Here is a 22,413-nt window from a genome sequence, read left to right on the forward strand (position 1 = left end):
AACTATGGGCATAATAAAAAGGCTGGGACTTAACTTTTCCTGGTTGAAAAGACTATTTAAGAGAAAAAAAGCGAAAATCGGAATATATGGCCCCCCCAATGCTGGTAAAACCACACTGGCCAACAGGATCGTCAGGGATTGGACCGGGGATGCCATGGGTTCGGTATCCCATATTCCGCATGAGACACGAAGAGCAAGAAGGCGCGAAGATGTTACAATAGTGAGTAACGGTTCTTCCGTAACACTGGATATTATAGATACGCCGGGAATTGCTACAAAGATCGATTTTCATGATTTCATGACATTCGGACTCCCGGAAGAGGAATCGAAAAGACGCGCCAAAGAGGCAACAGAAGGAGTAATGGAATCTGTTAAATGGCTTGAAGACTTAGACGGCGTAATACTGGTAATGGATGCAACCGAAGACCCGTATACCCAGGTTAATGTTGTCATAATCGGGAATTTTGAAGCTCGGAAGCTTCCCATATTGATAGCAGCAAACAAGATAGACCTTCCAAATTCATCACCGGCAAGGATACAAAGCGCTTTTCCGCAGCATCCGCTTGTTCCCATATCCGCTCTTGATGGGAAGAATATAGATTTATTGTATAAAGAAATTGCAGAGCATTTCGGGTGATTATATGAAAGGAATTCAGATGGATTTAATATCGGAAGAAAAACTTGATGGCATGACTTCCATGGAAAAAGTGAGGTTGATTCTTGACGAAGTGCGAAGCGGAAAGATACTCATACTTGAAAAAGGGCTCACTCCCAGTGAACAGACAAAACTAATAGAACTTACAATGGCAGAGATAGAACCTGATGATTTTTCAGGAATTGAGATCGAAAGTTACCCTGTAAAACAAAACGAAAATTTCCTGAATAAACTTTTTGGAAAAACAACCCTCAAGACACGCCTTACGGTTATAGGCCCGGCATCACAGTTAAAAACAATTAGAAAGGATAGGGATTTAATAAGCGCGTTAGTCTCACCATAAGCCATGCCACATAAATGTACAAGATGCGAGAGCATATTCAAGGACGGCGCAGCTATCATATTGAACGGCTGCCCGAAATGCGGGTGGAATAAGTTCCTTTATGTGAGAAATGACTCCCTTGTGCCCGGACCAGCTGCAAAAATCGAAACTGCGGCAAACACAGGTCAGATCTCTCCTGAAGCTTCGAATTTCATACGAGAAGTCGATGAGATACTGGGAATTAAGGAAGAAAAAACCGAATTAACAATAAAAAATGAACCTAAAGCTGAAAATGCAGCAAAAGAAGTCGGGGACAGGATCGAATCAATCCGCATATTATCACCGGGGCAGTATGAACTAAATCTTGAATCGCTGCTTGAAAGAAAAGAAATTGTCATGGCGCTCAAAGAAGATGGTACATATATCGTTAATTTGCCATCTGTCTTTAAGAAAAAGAAGGATCACTGACGGTAGAATTTTGTTGGTGTAGCATTACGGCCTGAATATTCAACAGCATGCTTATCTCCAGGAAGATAAATAAATATCGTATTAAGAGTGCTTCCAAAACTAACAGATTCATGAATATAATAATTTACATTCTTATCATACCTTGAAATATTTTTCACATGCAGAATTGTCTTATCCTGATCTATCTTTATAATCTCATAACTGAAATTTGAGAAGAGTTCCTGTATCTTTGGTTCTATACTTTTTCCTCCCATCAGGAGAATATACATTTTCGGAATAGCACCAAGATCATAATTTACTATGAATTCAGCATCTGTCTTATCGAATTTTATTGTAACTGATGAGATCTCAAAAGTACGGCTGCCTGGCGACCCTCCGGACAATGGGAGAAATAAGAACAATAATAAGATAAGAAATATCACAGGGATTAGTTTTTTCATCAGGATTTGTTATGCATTCCGCCAATATATCCTTTGCGTCAAATGTGGATAACTATTATCGTCCATTAATCACCTTCATACCAAAAAATCCAGGTGAATATAAATGCCAAAAATTACAATTATCGGTGCAGGAGCGGTTGGTTCGACTGCCGCGCAAAGAATAGCAGAAAAAGAACTCGGGGATGTAGTAATGACAGATATAGTTGAAGGGCTGCCCCAGGGTAAAGCTCTTGATATTCTGGAAGCTGGCCCACTTCTGGGTTATGATTCAAATATTATCGGAACTAACGATTATAAGGATATCGAGGGATCGGATGTGGTTGTCATTACTGCCGGAATAGCAAGAAAACCAGGCATGACAAGGGAAGACTTATTGAAAATCAATACTAAAATAATAACCGATGTTTCAGAAAATATCAAACGTTATGCACCGGATTCTGTGGTTATCACTGTCACTAACCCGCTTGATATAATGACTTATGTGTCCATGAAAACCACAGGTTTTGAACCACACAGGGTATTCGGTATGAGCGGTGTACTTGATTCGGGCAGGTTTGCCACATTTATTGCGCTTGAACTTGGCTGTTCGGTGCGGGATATTAAAGCGATGGTTCTGGGAGGGCACGGGGATACAATGGTGCCTCTTCCCAGGTTTACAACCGTGTCAGGCGTCCCGATCACAGAGCTGATGCCGGAATCAACAATCAATCGGCTTGTTGACCGGACAATCAACGGGGGAGCTGAGATTGTTAATCTTCTCAAAACCGGGAGCGCATTCTATGCCCCATCCGCATCTGTGACAAATATGGTTGAAGCTGTTGTAAAGGATACAAAACGTATTCTCCCGGTATGCGCTTATTTAAGCGGAGAGTATGGCAAGAAAGACATATATCTTGGGGTTCCTGTCAAACTCGGAAAGATTGGTATTGAGGGGATACTTGAACTTGAACTGACTGCTGAAGAAAAAAAAGCCCTGGATAGATCTGCAGAAGCTGTAAAGTCAGGGATCGCATCTCTTAATTCTCTGAGTTAATTTAATTATCTGGAAATAATCTAACAAATATTGCCGCATTCATCAGTTATATTTTGATCCTGCAAGTTAAACACAAGAATTATTTAAATATCAACCTGTATATCAAGGTGAACCATGACATTAGAAAAACTCGACATATCGATCCTTAAAAAATCCGGTTATATGAAACAGAAGCAAAAAGACCTTTTCGTGGTCAGGCTTCGAATGCCCTGCGGCAATGTCACTTCAGACCAGCTTTCAGGGATAAGCCGTCTTTCCCGGAAATACGGCACCGGATACATACATATCACAACCCGCCAGGGGATGCAGATCCCGAATGTGGATATACATAACCTGGATGCGATAACAAAAGAACTCGAAGACAATGGGACGCCGCCAGGCTCCTGCGGTCCGCGGGTACGTAATATAATTTCATGCCCGGGGAATCTGGAATGCAATTACGGCATTATAGACACTTATGGTCTGGCAGGAATACTCGACAAGGAATTTTTTGGCGAGGATATGCCTGTTAAGATAAAATTCGCTGTAACAGGATGCCCGAACGCCTGTGCCAAGCCGCAGGAGAACGACCTCGGAGTAATGGGCATACTCAAGCCCTCTATTAATACCGATGCTTGTTCAGGGTGCGGGACATGCACGTTCATGTGCCCGGAAAAGGCTATAGTTTTAGAAGATGATAAGGCCAAGATCATCTGGGACAAGTGCAACCTGTGCGGCGCATGTGTTGGAACTTGCCCTTCTGATCTTATAAATGAGGAATGGAAAGGCTATAAGCTCTTTGTGGGCGGAAAGATCGGGAAATACCCCAAACTCGGAAAAGAATTAACAGCCACAAAATCCGCCGAGGAAGCTGTGGCCATATTCAGGAGGATCATTAACTGGTCAAAGAAGAATACCAATATTGGTGAGCGGTTTGGAGACTGTCTGGAACGGGTGGGATTTGAGAAATTCAGTAAAGATATCTTAGGATAGTGAAAAAAAATGTCAGAACAACTTAACATTGAAAAATCAGCAAAAGATTATGAGAATAAGACGCCCCAGGAAATCCTGGAGCTTGCGCTTAATAATTTTAAAAACATTGCAATATCCTTTAGCGGCGCTGAGGATGTTGTATTGATCGACATGGCAAAAAAGATCAGTAATGATTTCAGGGTCTTTTCGCTTGATACAGGGCGACTTCATCCAGAGACATACCAGTTCATCGAAGAGGTCAGAAAGACCTATAATATCCCGATCGAAGTGTTTTTCGCAAACCGCGATGCAACTGAAAAGCTGGTGAAAGAAAAAGGATTGTTTTCATTTTACCGGGATGGTCACAAGGAATGCTGCGATGCAAGAAAGGTTGATCCGTTAAAGCGCGCCCTCAATACAGTGGATGCGTGGATAACAGGACAGCGAAAAGACCAGAGTCCTGGAACGAGAGCAAATGTTCCTGTCATACAGAAAGACCCCACCTTCGGGACTGGCAACCTGGTAAAATTCAATCCTATTGCAAACTGGACTTCAAAGCAGGTCTGGGATTATATTAGAGAGAATAATGTTCCTTATAATAAGTTGCATGAAAAAGGGTTTGTAAGTATCGGATGCGAACCATGCACGAAACCTGTGCTTCCGGGCCAGCATGAACGCGAAGGGCGCTGGTGGTGGGAAGATGCAACGAAGAAGGAATGCGGGCTGCATGCGGGAAATGTGAAAAGGTAGTCCGGATTGGGCATTCAATCTGGAATTTCACGCAGGGTTAAAACCTCAATTTCCTTCACATCACCAAGTCTCTCATCATTAGTCACGAAGACATCCCCTTTTTTTGTGATTACGGATGCCAGCTGGATCGCATCGGGTGTTTTTATCCCATATTTTGCCCGAAGCTGCGCCGCTTTTATTGAGACCGGTTCATCTATTGCCACCATATCAAGCTGAGCTTGCAGGATTGTTTTATACTGCTCAACGAGATCGAATCTTTTTTCTCTGAGAGGTTTTACAAGCAATTCAAGGAGTGTCACATAAGAGGTTATGCCTGTGGCTTTCCCCTCAGCGATCCTGTCTATCAGCGGTTCGATTTTCCTGAGGTAAAAAGGATGTTCCTCGATGTAATAGATGAGCACATTGGTATCAAGTCCTATCCGTTTATATTTCACCAGCTCTCCCGCTCCTTTTTGATATAATCTTCGACATCAATATCTTTCCATATTTCCTTGCCAAGACCTTTTAAATCCTTAAGCGATAACCGGGTTTTGTTCTCAGTTTTTTTCATTACTATCTCATCATCTTTCTCATAGACCTGCAATACATCCCCTTTTGATATTCCAAGAAGCTCACGTATGTCCTTGGGTATCACCACCTGGAACTTATGGCTTACTTTTGTTAAAGGCATAGTTGTACTGTATGGTTGTACTGGTATTTTAGCCTAACCAAAGTCCTTCACAAACAATTATTACACCGCAACCCCATTAAAGCCCAAAATCTGGGATTACAATGACACAAATAAAACCTCACGGCGGAAAATTAATCAACCGCACCTTAACCGAACAAAAACGAAACAAGATCATAGACCAGGCTTCTGAATATCAGGGCGTCCCTGTAAGCGTTGACCTGATGAAGGATATTGAAAATATCGCTTCCGGACTATTCAGCCCTCTTGAAGGCTTTAATGGCCGGGAAGATTACGAGAGCATTCTCTACAACAAACGGCTCTCCAACGGCCTTCCATGGACGCTTCCGATTGTTCTTGACACCGATAACAGGGATATAAAAGAAGGAGATGAAATTCTCCTCAAAAATGATGCAAATCTCGTAGCTGTAATGCAGGTCGAAGAAATCTACAATTACGATAAAAGAGCATTTGCAGAGCAGGTGTTTGGGACAAATGACGCCGCCCATCCGGGTGTGGCAAAGACCTATTCCATGAAGGACACCCTGCTTGGCGGAAAGATCAGCTTGATAAACGAATCAGAAACCCCTTATTTCAAATATGCGATGAAACCCGCCGAAACCAGGAATCTCTTTAAGGAAAAAGGCTGGGAAAAAGTAGTAGGGTTCCAGACAAGGAATGTTGCGCATCTTGGCCATGAATACCTCCAGAAATCAGCGCTTACGATGGTTGACGGCCTTTTCATAAATCCTGTCATTGGCAAGAAGAAAAAAGGCGATTTTAAAGATGACGTGATCCTTGAAAGCTACGAAGTCCTGATCGATAATTATTATCCCAAGGACAGGGTCGTTCTTGGCATTTTCCAGACAGAGATGCGCTATGCAGGCCCCCGCGAAGCCATATTCCATGCTATCGTGAGAAAGAATTACGGCTGCACCCATTTCATCATCGGCAGAGATCATGCGGGTGTGGGAAGCTACTATCATCCTTTTGCTGCGCAGGAGATATTCAAGGAGTTCCCTGATATTGGTATTGAGCCGATGTTCTTCATGTCGTTCTTCTATTGCAACAAGTGCGGCGGCATATCCAACGACAAGGTCTGTCCCCATGCGGACAGGGTGGATTTTAGCGGCACAAAGATGAGGCAGATGATCGAAGCGGGTAAGAGGCCGCCAGCAGATTCCATGAGGCCGGAAGTTGCTGATGTGATATTGAAGTCAGGGAAGCCGTTTGTGGAATAAGTTAGAAATATACGGTTTGAAGTTGTTATTGCCCCGGGTCACTTGCAGATATATCCATCTTTTTGTACTTTTTCAAAAACAGTATCGTTAATATTTAGAAAACATTAAAAGCAATAAGATAATTTAAGAGAAAGATTTATCGATATTTTGAACGGAAAGGACAAACAATGGTTCAGAGGGAAACAATCACTGGAATTATAAAAGCACTGGGTCTGGTTTTCGGTGATATAGGAACAAGCCCGATCTATACAATTACTGTTATTTTTCTCCTGACTTCTAAAACACAATCCCATGTTATGGGAATTCTTTCATTGATATTCTGGACACTTATCATAATAGTGACAGTGGAATATACATGGCTTGCCATGAGCCTTGGGCAAAAAGGTGAAGGGGGGACAATTGTCCTGAGGGAGATACTTGTACCTCTGTTAAAGACAGGAAGAAAAGTATCATTTGTCTCGCTCCTTTCCATTATCGGTATATCTCTCATTTTCGGAGACGGTGTGATCACGCCAGCGATAAGCATACTCAGTGCCGTTGAAGGCATGGAATTAATTCCCGGGCTTGAAGAAATAAGCCAGAGAACTATTGTTATCATCGCAGCAATAATCGCAATTGCCCTTTTTGCAATACAGAAAAAGGGAACCGAAAAAGTTTCATTTGCTTTCGGGCCTATCATGGTCTTATGGTTTTCCGCGCTCGCTCTTTCCGGTTTGATTTCCATAATCAATGTTCCCTCAATTTTGCTTGCAGTTAATCCATATCATGCAATAAATTTTCTCCTGGAAAACCGGATCGAGGGATTCTTTCTGCTTTCCCAGGTCATCCTCTGCGCAACAGGCGGTGAGGCTCTATTTGCAGATATGGGACAATTGGGCAAGCTTCCCATAATCAGGGCATGGCATCTGGTATTTATTGCTCTTTCGTTGAATTACCTGGGCCAGGGAGCCTATATCATCCAGCATCCCGAAACAACAAACGTTCTTTTTGAGATGGTTCTCCGGCAGGCGCAAATTCTTTACATTCCATTTCTCATACTTAGTATTTTTGCAACGATAATAGCTTCCCAAGCCATGATCAGCGGGATGTTCTCCATAGTATATCAGGGGATTACGACCCGTGTTTTACCTATGCTTAAAGTTGATTATACTTCAACAAAACTACAGTCGCAGATATACATCGACTCAGCAAATTGGTTTTTACTTTTCTCGGTTCTGTTCATCATGTTCGTGTTCAGGAAATCCGAATACCTTGCGGAGGCATATGGTCTTGCGGTCACCGGAACAATGGCGCTTACGGGAATAATGATGAGCTGGATATTTTATTTGAAAAATGAACGGTCAAAATTCATTTTATCATTGCTTGTGACATTTGTGGATATTGTTTATCTCACTTCAAGCCTGCACAAGATACCATATGGAGGCTACTGGTCCATAATCCTGGCTTTAGTACCTTTCAGTATAATATTGATTTATACCAATGGGCAGAAAAGGCTTGCTGAAGCGCTCTCGCCTTTGAACCTGGATGTTTTTCTTGAAGAATATACTAAACTATATAATAATATAAATAAAATCAGCGGGACAGCTCTATTTTTTGCAAGAGATATCAAAAAGATGCCTCCTTATATTGGCAATACAATGTTCAATAATAATATAATTTATGAGGATAATATAATTGTTTCCCTTATAAAAACAGAGAATCCATATGAGATTTCCGGTTCATTTAAGAGCCAGCTTGCAGATGGGCTAAGAGTATTTGAGATTTATATGGGATATATGGAAGTAGTAGATGTTGAACAGATTTTGAGAGAAAACGGGATAGATGAAAAAACGATTTTTTACGGCCTTGAGGACATTGTTTCGGACAATGTTATCTGGAGAGTCTATTCTATAATTAAAAAGCTTACTCCGGCGTTTGTCCAATTTTATAAACTTCCGCCTCACAAGCTTCACGGTGTTATCTCAAGGATAGAGATGTAAAATATATTTTGTCATTATAAAAATGATGCTCATAAGGTTTAAATATAATCGTATTATATACAGTTTTGCAGATGATCCCGAACCGGAAAAAAAAGCATAACTTGATGAATAAATTCTCTTTTCTATTATTATTCTTGTTTATATCTTCAATACCTGTTGATGCTCTCAAAAACGAGTCCTTTTTCCTTGAAAACAACACCGGATTAGATTTCATGACAGGATATTATAAAATTGAGATAATCGAGATCAGTAAACCCGGAGATATGCCTTTCGTTAAGGTTAACCTGATTACAGGCGGATTGACAAAATTATATTATTTACGGGAAAATGAAGACCCCTCTATCAATACTGAGCCTTTTAATAAGATCAATCTCAATTCATCTTTTATTACCACAACAGTGGCAAAAATTTCAGTGGAATACCCTGATAATTGGGGGAGTCCCATAAAATATAATATTGAAATACCCGTGGTTGCCGAGAAAATACCAGAAATCGTGTTAACAAAATCAGTCGATAAAACAACACTGAATAAAGGTGATGTTGTTGAATTTAAATTGATATTGGAAAACACAGGTAATGGGACGGCTTACAATCTTACCATGGAAGACAGGTTCCCACCAGGATTTACAAGCGCACCGGGTTCAAGATTCCCGCCCTTGGTACAGGGTGAACTTAAAGCTGGCGAACGCCTTGAGCTTTTGTTCGCCCTGAAGGCAGTGGAACCTGGCTCATATAATATTGAACCCACCATTGTCAAGTATAGTTCAAAAAGTGCACAATCTAATCCTGTTTCTTTAACTGTTCTTGAGGATAAAAAAGAAAAATCCAGTCTTGTTACAGTTATTACACTCGATAAAGTTAATATATTCGCAGGCGAGCCAATAAAAGCTATTGTGAAAATTACAAACAAAGGCAATGTATCTGCTGAATCAATCCTTATAAAAGGAACCGTTCCGAAAGGAATGGAAGTAATTGAAGGAGACTTAAGACAGGCATATACAAAAATAGAGCCGGATGAATCTGAAGAATATTCAGCTACCCTGAAAGCAGTTGAAAGTGGAAATTATTCTATTCAATTAAAAACCAGTTATTCTGATGATATGACAGGTTCCTCTGCTAATTCCGATACTATTATTGTGACAGGAAAAGAAAAAAATTATCTGTATATCCTTATTCCCGTGATAATGATCATAGTTGGAATAGTGTTATTTATCATGAAGAGACATAGGGAGTACAGGTTCTAGAGGAAATATGCTGAATGTACTTATTATCGGAGTTGGACAATGCGGTAACAGGATACTTGATTCCATTAACAGGGAAGCGTTTGGGGGAAGTTCCCTTGCAAAATATTATGGAACCCAGAAATTCAAAAGCCACGTTGAAACTATCGCTATTAATACTGCCATAAATGACCTTAAAGAATTGAAGCATACGAAAGCCAAAGACAGGATCCAGGTGCCGCATCTGCACGGGGTTGGAGCTAACAGGAATGTCGGAAAACAGACTTTTGAGGAAAATAAAGAACTGCTGCTTCGGGTTATCGAGGAGCGCGGCGATTTTGATGTTGCATTTGTTATGGCCTCGTCATCAGGCGGGACAGGTTCGTCTTTTGCGCCCCTTTTAATAAATGCAATGAAAGAACGATATAAATACAATGTATATGGGATAATTGTGCTTCCCTTCAGGGAAGAGGGTTCTATATACCTGCAAAATTCCATCTTTTGCGTAAAAGAAATAATGGATGGGAATTGTGATGGTACAATAATTGTAGATAACCAATATTTGAAACATCTCGGAAAGGATATAAAAAACGCTTATGATGAAATAAATTCTACTGTTGCAAAAAGATTTCTCTTTCTGTTAAAGGCTCTTGACAGTGAAATGATGATGGTGACCGATCTTGGGGATTTTAAAACTGTTATGTCCGGCGGAACAAAGCTTGCAACGATGGGTTTTGGTATCGGGGATAGAAATATGCCTGTAAAAGGTGTTATCCAGCACAGTATTTCACAGGCAGGTCTGCTTTTTAAGCTTGATCCTTATAAGGAATCAAACCGGGCGATGATAATAATTGAAGGAGATCAGAAATATCTGAATATTAATGATATCACAAGTGAGGTTGAGAAGTTATCTGCCGAAATAGGGCAGATCTTCAAAGGTATTCTTTTACGGGAGGGCCAAATGCCAAAAGTGCTGACCTTGCTTTCGATAAGTTCTTCTTCTGAGCTTGACAGGTTATTTGAAATAGGTATTGATGCAGTGCATAAAGAACGGGAGAGAAAGGAGCAGACAACAGGATTGAACCGGGAAATAAAGAGCAGGCTTGAAGGATTGGAACCCCAGTATTAATCGAAATATTCATATCACTATAAGAGGTATCCTACATCATGGCAAAGGACAAGAAATTAATGCAATCTGATATTTGCAACGGATGTGGAATATGCGTATCGGTCTGCCCGCAAAATATAAAACTTTCAAAAGCGGATGATTTTGATGTAAATAAGGCAAAGCTTGCGATCTCAGTGACAATGGGCGCAGCAGTGATCGATCAGAATGTGTGTATCGCCTGCGGCATATGCACCCGCAACTGCCCGGTATCGTCGTTGACGATCGTTCCGGCTTAGGTTTAATTAGATAAAACGCAGGTAAACACAAATATGAGGCAACAAATCTGCGTTTATCTGCGTCCCGATTACCCTTCGGGAGCGGGAATCCACGTATGCCCCGAAGGCATACGTGTCTGCGCCTTTCCGAGGCGCGACTCGGAATCTGCGGTTATTTTTTTCAAAATATTGCTATCCTTTTTTTCTGTAATCCCTGAGCACTGTATTTTTGATAAATATTTCAGAAATCCTTTGCGCTCTTTGCGTGCTTTGCGGTGTTTGATATTAGATAATAATAACGAACTAATGCGAACCCGAACGAACTCCGGTATTGGTTTGTTCAAATTAATTAAATTAGACATAGATAATCAACCACAGAGCACACAGAGAGCACAGAGCGTACCAGTTTTCTCTGTGTCCTCTGCGCTCTCTGTGGTTTTTTCAAATACAAATCTCCTAATCGGTAATGATAATTCAAATTTCAGGGTTCACTCATGCAAATAGGAACGGATATCAGAAAAGCCTCTGAAATCATCCGAAATAATGGTATAGTTATCTATCCCACGGAAACCGTATATGGCATCGGGGCAAATATTTTCTCAAATATTGCACTTGAAAAAGTGTTCGCCATCAAGAAAAGGGATAAGGATAAGCCTGTTTCTGTTGCTGTTTCTGATCTTAAAATGATGGAAGACCTTGTGTATATAGGGAAAAATGAAAGGCATTTTATTGAAAAATTCCTGCCAGGACCTGTGACTGTTCTTCTTAAAAAGAGGGATTTAGTCCCTGGCGTGCTCACTTCAGGATCGGAACTTGTGGGCATACGTTTCCCGGCACATGAAACCACTATCAATCTCATTCAACTTGCGGGAGTCCCGATAACATCCACGAGCGCCAACTTTTCAGGGGAAGCGCCGCCGCGAAGAGTGGGTGAGATAAGGGTGGGCGCAGATTATATTATTGACGGCGGGGAATGTAAAGGTGAGCCTTCGACAGTGGTTGACCTTGTTAATCGAAAGATCATAAGGATTGGCGCAAATTTTGAAGATGTTTTGGCAGCGCTTGAAGATTTTTGATCCCGGTATTTATATGGTCATATTGTCTGGCAACCTCCTGGGTTCATTTAGCTGTTAACCATAGCAAAATTAAAAAGCAAAAAGGACTATTTGATTAATATTAGAGTTATTATCTTATTGCTCTATTATACTGATTGAGGCAAAATATGACACAGACGCTTGAAGAAATCATAGAAGCAATTAAGAAGCGAAAAAATGTTTTAAAGGAAAAATATAATGTAAAAGAGATTGGCATATTTGGCTCTTATGTGAGAGGGGAACAAACTGAGAAAAGCGACGTAGATATACTCGTTGATTTTTATGAATTGCCTGATGTTTTCAACCTGCTAAAATTAGAACGTTCACTTCGTGGTATCTTAAAATGCAAGGTTGACGTTATCAGAAAACAAGCGATACGAAAGGAACTAAGAGACCAGATCTTATCCGAGGCAATCAGGATATGATGCGGAATTATAAACTTTTTGTAATAGACATACTGGATGCGATTGATAAATCATAAGGATTGGCGCAAGGATTAAATATAAATTGTATAATAATCATAGTAATTATGAATGCCTCCGGAAAAAAGCAATTCAAAGACATTAATAAAACTGATATTACTTATCGCAAAAAATAATGGCATTGAATTATCACTTATTACAAAAAACAAGAGATTAAGTTTTAAGAATGTTGAACTCTTAAATGAAATGAGTTTACTGGATTTTGGATGTAAAGGGGAAAGCGCCCATAATAAAATTCCTCCCGGCATATTGAAATTCAAAAATGATTTAGGTACATTCCAGGCCATTGCACAAATCCTTGATAACAAAGAATTGTCAAAATTGATGACAACGAAATATTATGAAAATAATCTAATATCATATAAAACGTATCTGGCAAAATCATTTGCAAAGATCAACGAATTTTCACATCCCGATGAAGATTACCTGGATTATGCCCTGCGCAATTCACCTTCAACAGTTCGTTTCTTTTTGAAGGATAATGGCAGCACTGAATTATTGAAATCCGTATATGATAATTATATCAAGTCTGGTAATGAAAATATTGAAAAGTCGAAGATCGAGATGATGAACAAATATAACCTGCATCTGGTCTGGGAGAATTTGATATTTTCAAATATACAGGAAGATCATAAAAACAAGCTACTTTTGAACCCCAATAATTATTACACCGGATACTTACCTATCACCAAGAAAACCCTTGAAAAACTCCTGGAATGGCGCCATTGCGATAAAATAGAAGATAAAAATTCTTTCTTAAATGTGATCAAAAACTTCTTTAAATGAATATTTTATTTTTATTTAAATCATGTATGAATAAAAATTCATCTTCGGGGTTCAAAGGGTAACGGATACCCCTTCCGTTAGGGCAATGGCATTAACTTAAGCCCAAATGTCCGTTAGGGAGGGGAGGAAGTGACCCTTTGCATTTGTATTTTCTGATTTTGACGACAACCAGAAATCGCATTCTTTTTTTGAATCGAAAACATTAAATAATGCCAGAGCATAATGAATATTAATGAAAACTGCCCTGATACCATTAGCAATAATGGACTGGCACTTTCTTAATGAAAGATAACGGTAGAAGTTCAGGTCAGCAGTTGGATTTGGTTTGAAACAACCATAATATTGCTCTATCAGGCATGGATTCCAGTAATGGAACGGTGGAAATGCATTTGAAGCTCCTTGATTGAGCAGGTCGCCACCTTTGAATAAGGTCTAACACTTTGCAAGTGCGGTGTCAACCGACCAGACGTAACGTGTGATGAAGTCGAAGCTAAACCTTCTATTAAATTTGGTTTGGACATGAGATTAAGCATAGTTACAAGCCCCTTCCGCCAGGGAGGGGTAGTTGACTTTAAACTGCTGTTAGTTGGCTTTTGTCGGAGAAATTATTTATATATGTTGAGTTCTTATGACATAAAGTTCTTATAATGCGCTTTTTGCGACATAGAAGGCAATGGAGAAATGATTAAAAATGATTCGAGGGGAAAAAATATGGTAAAAGGAAAATACGTTTTAGAAATCGCGATTGTATTATTAATAATGAGTTTAATTCCAGCAGCAATAGCTGCACCTGACATAACCAGTTGGGGAAATAATAAAACAAATAATAACACCCCTACTATAAGTATAAGCATAGGAGATACAATTCGTTTCAACGCGACAGCAAATGAAACACTTAGTCCATGGGAATGGTATGTAGATAATGTTATTACCAAAAGTGCGACCAGTGGAACTAGTGATATTTTCGATTATACATTCAACGCCATAAAAACATATACTGTAAAAGTGAATGGAAGCAACGGAAGTAATGCATCTGATACAATATCCTGGACTGTTACTGTACAAGCTGCCCCCCCCGCCACCTCAAAACCAACTATAACAAGTTGGGGAAATACCAAAACAAACAATTCCTCCCTAAGTATCGAGATTAACCGAACCGAATCAGTTACATTCAATGCGACAGCAAACCAGACAATTAATACCTGGAACTGGTTCCTGAACGGTAATAATACCTTAACAAATAATTCAAGTTTTACGTATCAATTTAATAATGGTGGTTCTCATACTGTTAGTGTAAATGGAACAAATACTACAAATGGAACTACAGATAATACAACGGTCTGGAATATTCAAGTAATAGATAATGAACCTCCTGGAAATATCACTCTTTCAACCAATACAAGTGGAACCACCTGGATAAATTGGATTTGGACAAATCCACCAGACTTTAATTTTGCTATGGTTTATATTGATGAAATTTGGAAGAGAAATGTGAATACAAACACTTATAACACCTCTCCAGACTTCACATTCCTTCCAAATACAAGACATAATATCTCTCTGCGACCGGTTGACTTCTCTAATAACATCGGAAATTGGACTAATGGCTCTGCTACTACAACTACACAAAAACCAATTATTACCAGGATATCTCCATCAGATCCTGTTAATTCCACGGGCATAGAAAACAAGACCTTTGTGATTCAATTAGATCAAATTGCAAATGTTACCTGGACAGGAGCAAAATCCCAATCGAATTTATCCATTAATGGCCTCGTGAATCTCACATTTACTCCAACTTCAACTGGATTAAATACTATATCTGTTTCAGCAAGTAATGACAATGGCACCTCAAATACGATTATTTGGAACTGGTCTGTCCATCCCACAACCTTCTCAACAGGCAACCGCATCTGGGACGGCAGTAAACCGATTGATTTTGATCGTACTTACACCTGGACCCCCCAGAGTTTCTCAGGATTCTATTACAATGCAAAAGACGACGTGGGCACTGAGAACATAACAATCACAATGGATAGCTACTCATCCAGAACCATAGGAACGAATAAACTCGTTTACTCCACATCCCCCCAGGAAGTTAGCTTTGCCCACTCATTATGGGGCAAATACCAGGTCATAGGCTTCATGGCTGATAAGTATTTTGCAGGTTATACATCCAATACTTCTTCAACAAATACTCGTCCAACTACGGATTTCAGCGGGATCAGCGCACTTGCCCAGGGTGGGCTCCATAAAGTGCTTATCGACGATGATACAAAGCAGACAATAGCCGTAGGAGGCACCCTTGCCCTTCGGGATGGTTATGTATTGAAAGCAACAGATATTGATATGAACGCAAGGCAAATGCTCCTTTCACTTTTGAAAGACGGAAGTCAAGTTGATGTTTCGCCCCTTTCTGCAGGTGAGACATATGTTTACACCAAAACCGTTGGCGGCGTTGAGAACCTTCCATTGATCATGGTACGGTTCGATAGTGTATTCGCAGGCCAGGAACTGCAGACAGCATTCATAAAAGGCCTTTTCCAGATATCGGAAGACACCACGGTAGTACGTGCAGGGGATCAGTTCGGCAACATGAAAGTGGATAGTGTAGACCTGAGCGGGATAAGGATGAAAAACAGCGCAAACATCGGCCTGAGCAAGGGAACAACTGCCACTGTCATGGGCGATGTCAAAATACAGGTCGCCAATAACGATTCTGCTGTCAGGTTCGCACTTACGGTGGATAGGCCATCTAACCTGGAAGTCAGGAGCACCGTTTACAAAGACGGAAACCCTCTTGAATGGACACCCTATAATTTCGGTATGAATATTGGGGATACAAGCGTTGGGTTTTACTATGATCTTGACGAGGGCGTAGGCGGTGAAAATTTGAAACTTATTAATCCGGTAAGCGGCAGAAGTATACCCGCAGATGGTCTTGAATACTCAACAACTCCACAGGAAGTAAAGTTCACATACACCGGTTTTGGAAAATACCAGGCTATTGGATTCATGGCCGACAGGTATTTTGCAGGTTATACATCAAATACCCTGACTAATATAATAACAAGACCCACCACTGATTTTGACGGGATAAGCACAATTGCAAATGGAAATCTCAATAAAGTGCTTATTGATGATGACACCAAGACGACCATAGCAGTTGGAAGTACGATTGCTCTCCAGGAAGGTTATGTTCTCAAGGCGACTGATATTGACCTGAATGCAAGGCAAATGCTTCTTACCCTTCTTAAAGACGGAACAGAAGTTGACGTCTCACCTCTTTCCGCGGGTGAAACTTATATATACACCAAGACTATAGGAGGCACTGAAAACCTTCCACTGATAATGGTAAGATTTGAAAATGTTTTTTCAGGCGGTGAATTACAGGTTGCATTCCTGAAAGGTATTTTCCAGATATCTGAGAATCCCACAAAAATTGAGGTGGGGAACCAGTTCGGCAGCATGGAAGTGATTAGCGTTGACAGCAATATCATAAAAATGAGCAACAGTGGGAGCATTGGACTCAGCAAGAATACAAACAATGCTCTTATGGGCAACATCAAGCTCAAAGTGGCAGATAACGATGCCCTGAGGTTCTATTTCGCAGTCGATGTGACCCCTGAAATGATAGTGAATCAGCTCTCGATAAGTGCACCCACAAAAGTAATGGCCGGGGATACACTCAAGATCAAAGTAACAGCAGGAGGAAAAGCTGTTAATAACACAACCCTGTCATTAGATACCGATATGGGGCCGACTGATATTAACGGTGAACTCAATTACACGATCCCGAAAACATTAAAACCCGGGACATATACCATTACCGCAGCAAAGACCGGGTATGAGAAAGCAACAAAGAGCATCGAGGTCGAGAAATATGTCGATCTGAGACTGAGCATTGAAGCGCCTTCAAAGGCAAACCAGTATGAAACCATAACCATAAAGGTTTTGTACAACGGTACTGCCATGAGCGGCGCTGCAGTGCTGTTTGATAATACCAGCGCTGGTACAACAGATAGTAATGGGGAAGTAAGCTACAAGCTGGAAACGAGCGGAACGCATACAATAACAGCATCAAAAGCATCATATATTACTGTTTCAACGGATATAGATATAAGAGCCCCATATTCGGAATTTAAGGCACTTGATATCAATATCACGCCCAATCCTGTTTTTGCTGGCGAGGATTTCGTGGTCAGATCCAATATTACCAATGTGGGTACGAAGTCGGACACACTTCCTGTTGACCTTGTTATTAACGATACTGCTGTCGATAATAGGACGATCACATTAACGCCCGGTCAGACAGTTGAGATCAATTTTACCAGGCAGGAATCTTTAGCCATGAATGTGACTGTTGAGATCCTGGGACAGAGCAATTTATTGGTGGTACAGGAAAAACCAACAAATTACTTTTTGATCGCTGTAATAGCTACTGCAATAGGCGCTGTGATAATCTATGTTCTTACCTCTAAAGGTTTGTTGAGCATTGAAATATTAAAACAGAAGTTTGCATTGTTGGGCGATAAATTCAGTAATCTTTTTAAGAAGTAAGGAAAAATTATTATAGGGTGAAAATCATTACTTTAACATGGATTATTGGTTCGGCAATCTCATCAGTGATTATTTTCTGTATAAGATCATCGAAGGGATCATAGCAATACTTTCAATGGTTATAATCTATCTGGGTATCCAGATAGCATTGAACTGGAAATTCTTAAATAAGGAGAATCCGAGTTCAAGTGAAATAATCTCACAAAAACAAAGTTTTAACCGAAGCATACTGTTTATTTTTATTGCCGGTTTTTTTATGTTGATACATGAGTTTCTTGAAGGTCTTGAGAAAGAAGCGCCGGATTTTGTGACTTACGAATTGTTTGAGTTAATTGCACTTACCGGATTAGTATTATTTTTACTGGAGTGGCATAAAATATTGACGCAATTAAGAAAAAGATCGATCAAATAAATGAGTGATTGAATTGAATTAATCTTTCACTTTTTTCTAACCATACTGGCGAAAATAATTGTAATATCTTTTAACAGGCAATAAAAATATGGCCTGATTTTTGGATGGATACTTTTATCGATATTATCTCCGATGCTCGTCAATAGCAGGACCGAGATCATAAATATGATCATGGCCTGCCCTGATGAAATAAAGAGAGGTTCATAATTTGCGGCCTTTAAATTCAGGATCATTCCTAATATTCCAGCAATGATAAATGATACAAGATATCCACTTATTATCCAATAGGCACTCTTATCAATTATGAAAAAAGGTAACAATAAAATAACCAGGGTGATCCCGATCTTTATTGCTATGAAATCTAACATGCCATAATTGATAATAATGTATCTTACAAGCAGATTTCCTTCTCCCATAATTCCTTTTTGCTCGATCATTTTCAGGCTGGTTATGGTATCTCCGATACCGAATGCCAGAAAAGCCAATATGAAGAGTAAAAATTGTAGCTTATTGTACCAGCATGGGTAATATCCGCTGTCGCCTTTCAAAATTCTCTCCCATCTATCTTATATTTTTACTCCTTAATAAACTGTTAGCCAAAAGTTGTATTATATTTATATTATATTGGCTTCTTCCTGAAATGAAATTGATTCAATCTTAATCAGATAATCAAAAAGCAAAAGATGAACTTGATCGTAAGATATAAGTATAATAATAATCATATAACATCTCAGGGCAGGCTGAAAATTTTTTTTATAACACTCCCACTCCCCAACCTGCCCATAAAAACCTCCATTTTTTGCAAAAAGTTTAAAGTACGAATTGACGATATTATTAAGGGAGGTATAGAATGACATTTGGATCACCTAAGTATTTTGGAGAACAAGCTTTTAATGATGTTTATTGTAAATTAATAGAAAAGGCACGAAATAAACAGAAATCTCATTATGAAGATGTTGCAGTCATAATGGGAAAAACCCCTGAAGAAAAAATGGGGCATTATTGGGTAAATGAAACTGGGTATATGTTAAAAGATATTTGTGACTATGAACATAAGCACAATCGACCCATGCTCAGTGCTATTGTCGTACTTAAGGAGGATGGAGTACCAGGTAAAGATTTTTTTGAATTAGCAAGAGGATTAGGAAAACTTACATCGGTGTCTAAACAGGATGAAAAAGCATTCTGGAATCAAGAGCTACTGGAGGTTTATAAAACCTGGGGTTAAAACCTGATTAGTTTGGATATGTTATTTTTCGGCACTGCAGCGGATATGCCAGCCCGAATTTCCGGCATCACAACCCATACTTTCGCGGCGACCGTGAATCGCTGATGCTCGCGATGGAGGAAAATGTGACTGAAAATTGAGAATGGAATGTTCTGAAAAATCCAGAAAAGATTTTAAGCATGACAGTAATCATAAACTTATGAATCCAAAACTTTTGACAAGATGGTTCAGCATTGTTTCTGTTATTTTAGTGCTTTGGGGAATAGTGTTTGCTTTCTTTGGTCTTGATATTCTTCCGGTAATGAATAAAGACATATTGTTGCCCTGGGAAAGCGCATTGTATGGAGCAATTATGATGGGCTGGGGAGTAACACTTTTATTAGTTGGAAGAATTGCCTTTCGCAGGAACGATATTGAGTTAATGAAAGTTATGTTGTATGGACTCGTTATCTGGCTCACTGTGGAAGCTCTATTCTCGGCGTATCTGGGCGTTTGGTTCAATGTGGGCGTGGATATTGCTGTCCTCGGATTGTTTAGTTTCCCTCTGATAAAAAAAATCCGGTCACAAAATGCGAAAAATTTATGAATCCAAAAAGGTTTCTCACAATTGAGGACGTTATTGGAGAAATAATTTTATGAAAAATCCTATCAAAAAACTATTTGTAGAATACGAAAAGGCATTCAATGCACTTGATGTTGAAAAGCAGGTTCCGTTCTTTGCAGAACATTTCATTTCAGCAGGTCCTAAGGGTAGTATCGCGCTGGAAAGAGATGAGTTTGCTAAAATGGCAGGTAAAGCTGCGGAATTTTACAGAAGTGTGGGACAGACATCCGCAAAAATTCTTTCCATGGAAGAAACCGAAATCAGCAATGAATATTCCATGGTCAAAGTCCACTGGGGAGTGACGTTTGAGAAGACCGGAAACAAACTGATTGAATTTGATGTTACGTATTTTATCCAGAAAACCGGCCCCGAGCCGAAAATCATCATGTTCATAGCTCATCAGGATGAGGAGAGGGCCTTGAAAGAGCTCTCGGTCTCTTGGGGTAAATCTACGAAACTGCGGGTTCTGTCACGTTGTCGGTTGATACGATTCCGTGACGATATTGTAACTATTATATAAACATGGAGAGGAGGAAGCTGTACCCCTGTGCACGAGGTATATCTCCAATCCACCGAAGACTTGACAGAACCGAAACTGCGAAATCCTTATATCATCGAACACTAATTTTCTTATTAAAGGGGGAATCTTATGAAAATGAATCGTGTAGTACATTTTGATATTGCGAAATTAAAGAAAGCATACGAGGAAGGTGAAGGAACATGGCAAAATACATAGATGGATTTGTATTAGTAGTACCAAAGGATAAAATTGCTGAGTACAAGAAAATGGCAGAAGAGGGTGCTAGTGTATGGATGAGATACGGAGCGCTTGAATACATGGAATGCATGGGAGAAGACCTTGTTATAAAGGACATGGACGGCATGAAGCCACTTGCATTTACTGAAATGGCAAAAGCAAAACCAAATGAAACTGTTTGGTTCTCATTTATTGTTTATAAGTCAAGAAAGCATCGCGACGAAGTCAACACTAAAGTGATGGAAGAGATGAATAAACAAAAGGAAAAATACAAAGATGTTTCGATGCCCTTTGATATGGAGCGTTTTGCTTACGGGGGTTTTGAGGTTGTAGTTGAGGGGTAAAATCGGAAAGGTTGCTTCAAAAGTATAAAACTTAAAAACACGAATGGGGTGATCAATATGGCAAATATGAAACAAAAAATAAGACCATTTTTATGAAGACAAATTTGGTCTGTCATGGCAGATTATCCCAAGACAATTAGGTGAGTATCTCTCAAATTGAAATTGCGGAGCTTAAGAAAGCAGAAAGGAAAATAAACTCATGAATCAAGGTATCAAAACTATCATCTATCCCGTCAAAGATCTAGCCCATGCAAAAATGTTTTCAGCAAGCTTCTGGGTATCGAACCTTATGTGGATAAATTTTGAATTTGAAGCTAAGGACTAAAAATGGATTTCGCAAAAGTCCATAAACTTGGCATCAACCTGCGTAAATGTGCCTAAATGCTTATCTTGTTGCCAGATCAAAATCACTTTCCCGAAGTTGAAGCTCATTTTTGCACGCGCTGCATGCTTTGCTTGTATGCTTCGGTATTGCCCCAGCGCTGTTTTGCTTCTTCCTGATATTGATTTTATTTTGCCTGCAGTGATGAAACCTGATAAACTCGAATTACTAAAAATCCTTATATCATTGAATACATAATATCTTATTAAGGGGGAATTTAATGAATATGAATCCTGTCGTACATTTTGAAATGCCGGCGAAAGATAAGAGCCGTATGAGGAACTTTTACGAGACTGCCTTTGGCTGGCAGACGGAACAGCTTGGTAAGGAAATGGGCGAGTATGTGCTGGTCACTACTACCGAAAGCGATGAGAAAACGGGTCTTCCCAGGAGACCCGGCGCCATCAACGGCGGCTTCTACGAGAGTACCGACCCTCTGTTGCAGCATCCGTCAGTTGTCATTGCAGTTGACGATATCAAGGAGGCGATGAAAAGGGTGGAAGAAGCAGGCGGAAAAGTGCTGGGAGGACAAGTACTTGGAAAACCTGATGATATTCCCGGTGTCGGAATTTATGTGTCATTTATAGACACCGAAGGCAACCGCGTGAGCATGCTCGAGCCAGCGCCCATGCAATCGAAATCAGAGGAGTAAAAT

General features: G+C 39.9%; 26 protein-coding genes and 1 pseudogene. 21 read left to right on the plus strand and 6 right to left on the minus strand.

The window, feature by feature from the left end; translation table 11 throughout:
- Positions 1–4: 4 nt before the first annotated feature.
- Genes CL181_RS07680 through CL181_RS07690 form a run of 3 tightly spaced genes read left to right on the plus strand, consistent with a single transcriptional unit; the run spans position 5 to position 1,445 of the window.
- On the plus strand, positions 5–637 hold the full coding sequence (locus tag CL181_RS07680) for an Era-like GTP-binding protein (protein WP_097298722.1): 633 nt from the start codon (positions 5–7) through the stop codon (positions 635–637).
- 4 nt (positions 638–641) lie between these two features.
- Entirely contained in the window at positions 642–998 is a 357-nt protein-coding gene (locus tag CL181_RS07685) for a DUF2073 domain-containing protein (protein ID WP_097298723.1), read from the plus strand.
- Between the two features lie 3 nt (positions 999–1,001).
- Positions 1,002–1,445, plus strand: coding sequence for a Zn-ribbon domain-containing protein (locus CL181_RS07690; protein ID WP_097298724.1), 444 nt, complete (start codon positions 1,002–1,004; stop codon positions 1,443–1,445).
- On the opposite strand, the gene CL181_RS07695 is transcribed toward CL181_RS07690, so the two are convergent.
- A complete protein-coding gene (locus tag CL181_RS07695; RefSeq protein WP_097298725.1) occupies positions 1,439–1,885 on the minus strand; it encodes a hypothetical protein in 447 nt (148 codons plus the stop codon). The genes CL181_RS07690 and CL181_RS07695 overlap by 7 nt on opposite strands.
- Positions 1,886–1,988: 103 nt before the next feature.
- Between CL181_RS07695 and mdh the strand changes: the two genes are divergently transcribed.
- From mdh to CL181_RS07710, 3 genes are all read left to right on the plus strand, one after another.
- Positions 1,989–2,918, plus strand: a complete 930-nt coding sequence (mdh, locus tag CL181_RS07700; RefSeq protein ID WP_097298726.1) for a malate dehydrogenase — start codon at positions 1,989–1,991, stop codon at positions 2,916–2,918.
- 114 nt (positions 2,919–3,032) lie between these two features.
- Positions 3,033–3,890 (plus strand): 4Fe-4S binding protein, encoded by an 858-nt coding sequence (locus tag CL181_RS07705; RefSeq protein WP_097298727.1) that lies wholly within the window; start codon positions 3,033–3,035, stop codon positions 3,888–3,890.
- A 9-nt stretch (positions 3,891–3,899) separates the two neighbouring features.
- Positions 3,900–4,619, plus strand: a complete 720-nt coding sequence (locus CL181_RS07710) for a phosphoadenylyl-sulfate reductase (RefSeq protein WP_097298728.1) — start codon at positions 3,900–3,902, stop codon at positions 4,617–4,619.
- A 14-nt stretch (positions 4,620–4,633) separates the two neighbouring features.
- Here CL181_RS07710 and CL181_RS07715 read toward each other — a convergent pair whose 3' ends face one another.
- Complete coding sequence (locus CL181_RS07715; RefSeq protein WP_176505110.1) at positions 4,634–5,053, minus strand: type II toxin-antitoxin system VapC family toxin; 420 nt, start codon at positions 5,051–5,053, stop codon at positions 4,634–4,636.
- Complete coding sequence (locus CL181_RS07720) at positions 5,050–5,289, minus strand: AbrB/MazE/SpoVT family DNA-binding domain-containing protein (protein ID WP_097298730.1); 240 nt, start codon at positions 5,287–5,289, stop codon at positions 5,050–5,052. The genes CL181_RS07715 and CL181_RS07720 overlap by 4 nt, the downstream gene beginning before the upstream one ends.
- Before the next feature lie 101 nt (positions 5,290–5,390).
- Between CL181_RS07720 and sat the strand changes: the two genes are divergently transcribed.
- The 5 genes from sat to CL181_RS07745 all read left to right on the plus strand — a co-directional run bounded on the left by sat (position 5,391) and on the right by CL181_RS07745 (position 11,130).
- Positions 5,391–6,527, plus strand: coding sequence for a sulfate adenylyltransferase (sat, locus tag CL181_RS07725; protein ID WP_097298731.1), 1,137 nt, complete (start codon positions 5,391–5,393; stop codon positions 6,525–6,527).
- Between the two features lie 167 nt (positions 6,528–6,694).
- Positions 6,695–8,506: a KUP/HAK/KT family potassium transporter gene (locus CL181_RS07730; protein ID WP_097298732.1), complete on the plus strand. Its 1,812-nt coding sequence runs from the start codon at positions 6,695–6,697 to the stop codon at positions 8,504–8,506.
- 104 nt (positions 8,507–8,610) lie between these two features.
- A complete protein-coding gene (locus CL181_RS07735; protein WP_217993115.1) occupies positions 8,611–9,750 on the plus strand; it encodes a DUF11 domain-containing protein in 1,140 nt (379 codons plus the stop codon).
- A 7-nt stretch (positions 9,751–9,757) separates the two neighbouring features.
- Positions 9,758–10,855, plus strand: coding sequence for a cell division protein FtsZ (locus tag CL181_RS07740; RefSeq protein ID WP_097298734.1), 1,098 nt, complete (start codon positions 9,758–9,760; stop codon positions 10,853–10,855).
- A gap of 38 nt (positions 10,856–10,893) precedes the next feature.
- Positions 10,894–11,130, plus strand: coding sequence for a DUF362 domain-containing protein (locus CL181_RS07745; protein ID WP_097298735.1), 237 nt, complete (start codon positions 10,894–10,896; stop codon positions 11,128–11,130).
- 68 nt (positions 11,131–11,198) lie between these two features.
- Here CL181_RS07745 and CL181_RS07750 read toward each other — a convergent pair whose 3' ends face one another.
- Positions 11,199–11,471 (minus strand): hypothetical protein, encoded by a 273-nt coding sequence (locus CL181_RS07750; protein ID WP_097298736.1) that lies wholly within the window; start codon positions 11,469–11,471, stop codon positions 11,199–11,201.
- Positions 11,472–11,603: 132 nt separating this feature from the next.
- Between CL181_RS07750 and CL181_RS07755 the strand changes: the two genes are divergently transcribed.
- From CL181_RS07755 to CL181_RS07775, 5 genes are all read left to right on the plus strand, one after another.
- A complete protein-coding gene (locus CL181_RS07755) occupies positions 11,604–12,185 on the plus strand; it encodes an L-threonylcarbamoyladenylate synthase (RefSeq protein WP_097298737.1) in 582 nt (193 codons plus the stop codon).
- A 146-nt stretch (positions 12,186–12,331) separates the two neighbouring features.
- Positions 12,332–12,628 (plus strand): nucleotidyltransferase family protein, encoded by a 297-nt coding sequence (locus CL181_RS07760; protein WP_097298738.1) that lies wholly within the window; start codon positions 12,332–12,334, stop codon positions 12,626–12,628.
- Positions 12,629–12,736: 108 nt separating this feature from the next.
- Positions 12,737–13,471 (plus strand): hypothetical protein, encoded by a 735-nt coding sequence (locus CL181_RS07765; protein ID WP_097298739.1) that lies wholly within the window; start codon positions 12,737–12,739, stop codon positions 13,469–13,471.
- Between the two features lie 711 nt (positions 13,472–14,182).
- The gene (locus tag CL181_RS07770) at positions 14,183–18,031 is read left to right on the plus strand and encodes an S-layer protein domain-containing protein (protein ID WP_176505112.1); all 3,849 of its coding nucleotides are present in this window, start codon (positions 14,183–14,185) and stop codon (positions 18,029–18,031) included.
- Positions 18,032–18,068: 37 nt separating this feature from the next.
- Positions 18,069–18,443: a hypothetical protein gene (locus tag CL181_RS07775; RefSeq protein WP_097298741.1), complete on the plus strand. Its 375-nt coding sequence runs from the start codon at positions 18,069–18,071 to the stop codon at positions 18,441–18,443.
- A 26-nt stretch (positions 18,444–18,469) separates the two neighbouring features.
- Here the strand turns inward: CL181_RS07775 and CL181_RS07780 are convergent, their stop codons facing one another.
- Positions 18,470–18,991, minus strand: coding sequence for a hypothetical protein (locus tag CL181_RS07780; protein WP_097298742.1), 522 nt, complete (start codon positions 18,989–18,991; stop codon positions 18,470–18,472).
- 302 nt (positions 18,992–19,293) lie between these two features.
- Between CL181_RS07780 and CL181_RS07790 the strand changes: the two genes are divergently transcribed.
- The 4 genes from CL181_RS07790 (at position 19,294) to CL181_RS07810 (ending at position 21,376) form a co-directional block, all read left to right on the plus strand.
- Positions 19,294–19,671 (plus strand): hypothetical protein, encoded by a 378-nt coding sequence (locus CL181_RS07790; protein ID WP_097298744.1) that lies wholly within the window; start codon positions 19,294–19,296, stop codon positions 19,669–19,671.
- Between the two features lie 199 nt (positions 19,672–19,870).
- Entirely contained in the window at positions 19,871–20,257 is a 387-nt protein-coding gene (locus CL181_RS07800) for a hypothetical protein (RefSeq protein ID WP_141398836.1), read from the plus strand.
- A 49-nt stretch (positions 20,258–20,306) separates the two neighbouring features.
- Entirely contained in the window at positions 20,307–20,795 is a 489-nt protein-coding gene (locus tag CL181_RS07805) for a hypothetical protein (protein WP_097298746.1), read from the plus strand.
- 200 nt (positions 20,796–20,995) lie between these two features.
- On the plus strand, positions 20,996–21,376 hold the full coding sequence (locus CL181_RS07810) for a DUF1428 domain-containing protein (RefSeq protein ID WP_097298747.1): 381 nt from the start codon (positions 20,996–20,998) through the stop codon (positions 21,374–21,376).
- Positions 21,377–21,804: 428 nt separating this feature from the next.
- Here CL181_RS07810 and CL181_RS21490 read toward each other — a convergent pair.
- Positions 21,805–21,873: pseudogene (locus CL181_RS21490) on the minus strand (hypothetical protein); the annotation flags it as partial.
- Between the two features lie 105 nt (positions 21,874–21,978).
- Here CL181_RS21490 and CL181_RS07815 point away from each other — a divergent pair.
- Entirely contained in the window at positions 21,979–22,410 is a 432-nt protein-coding gene (locus CL181_RS07815; protein ID WP_217993116.1) for a VOC family protein, read from the plus strand.
- Positions 22,411–22,413 lie beyond the last annotated feature (3 nt).

Source organism: Candidatus Methanoperedens sp. BLZ2 (genome assembly GCF_002487355.1).
Taxonomy (GTDB): Archaea; Halobacteriota; Methanosarcinia; order Methanosarcinales; family Methanoperedenaceae; genus Methanoperedens.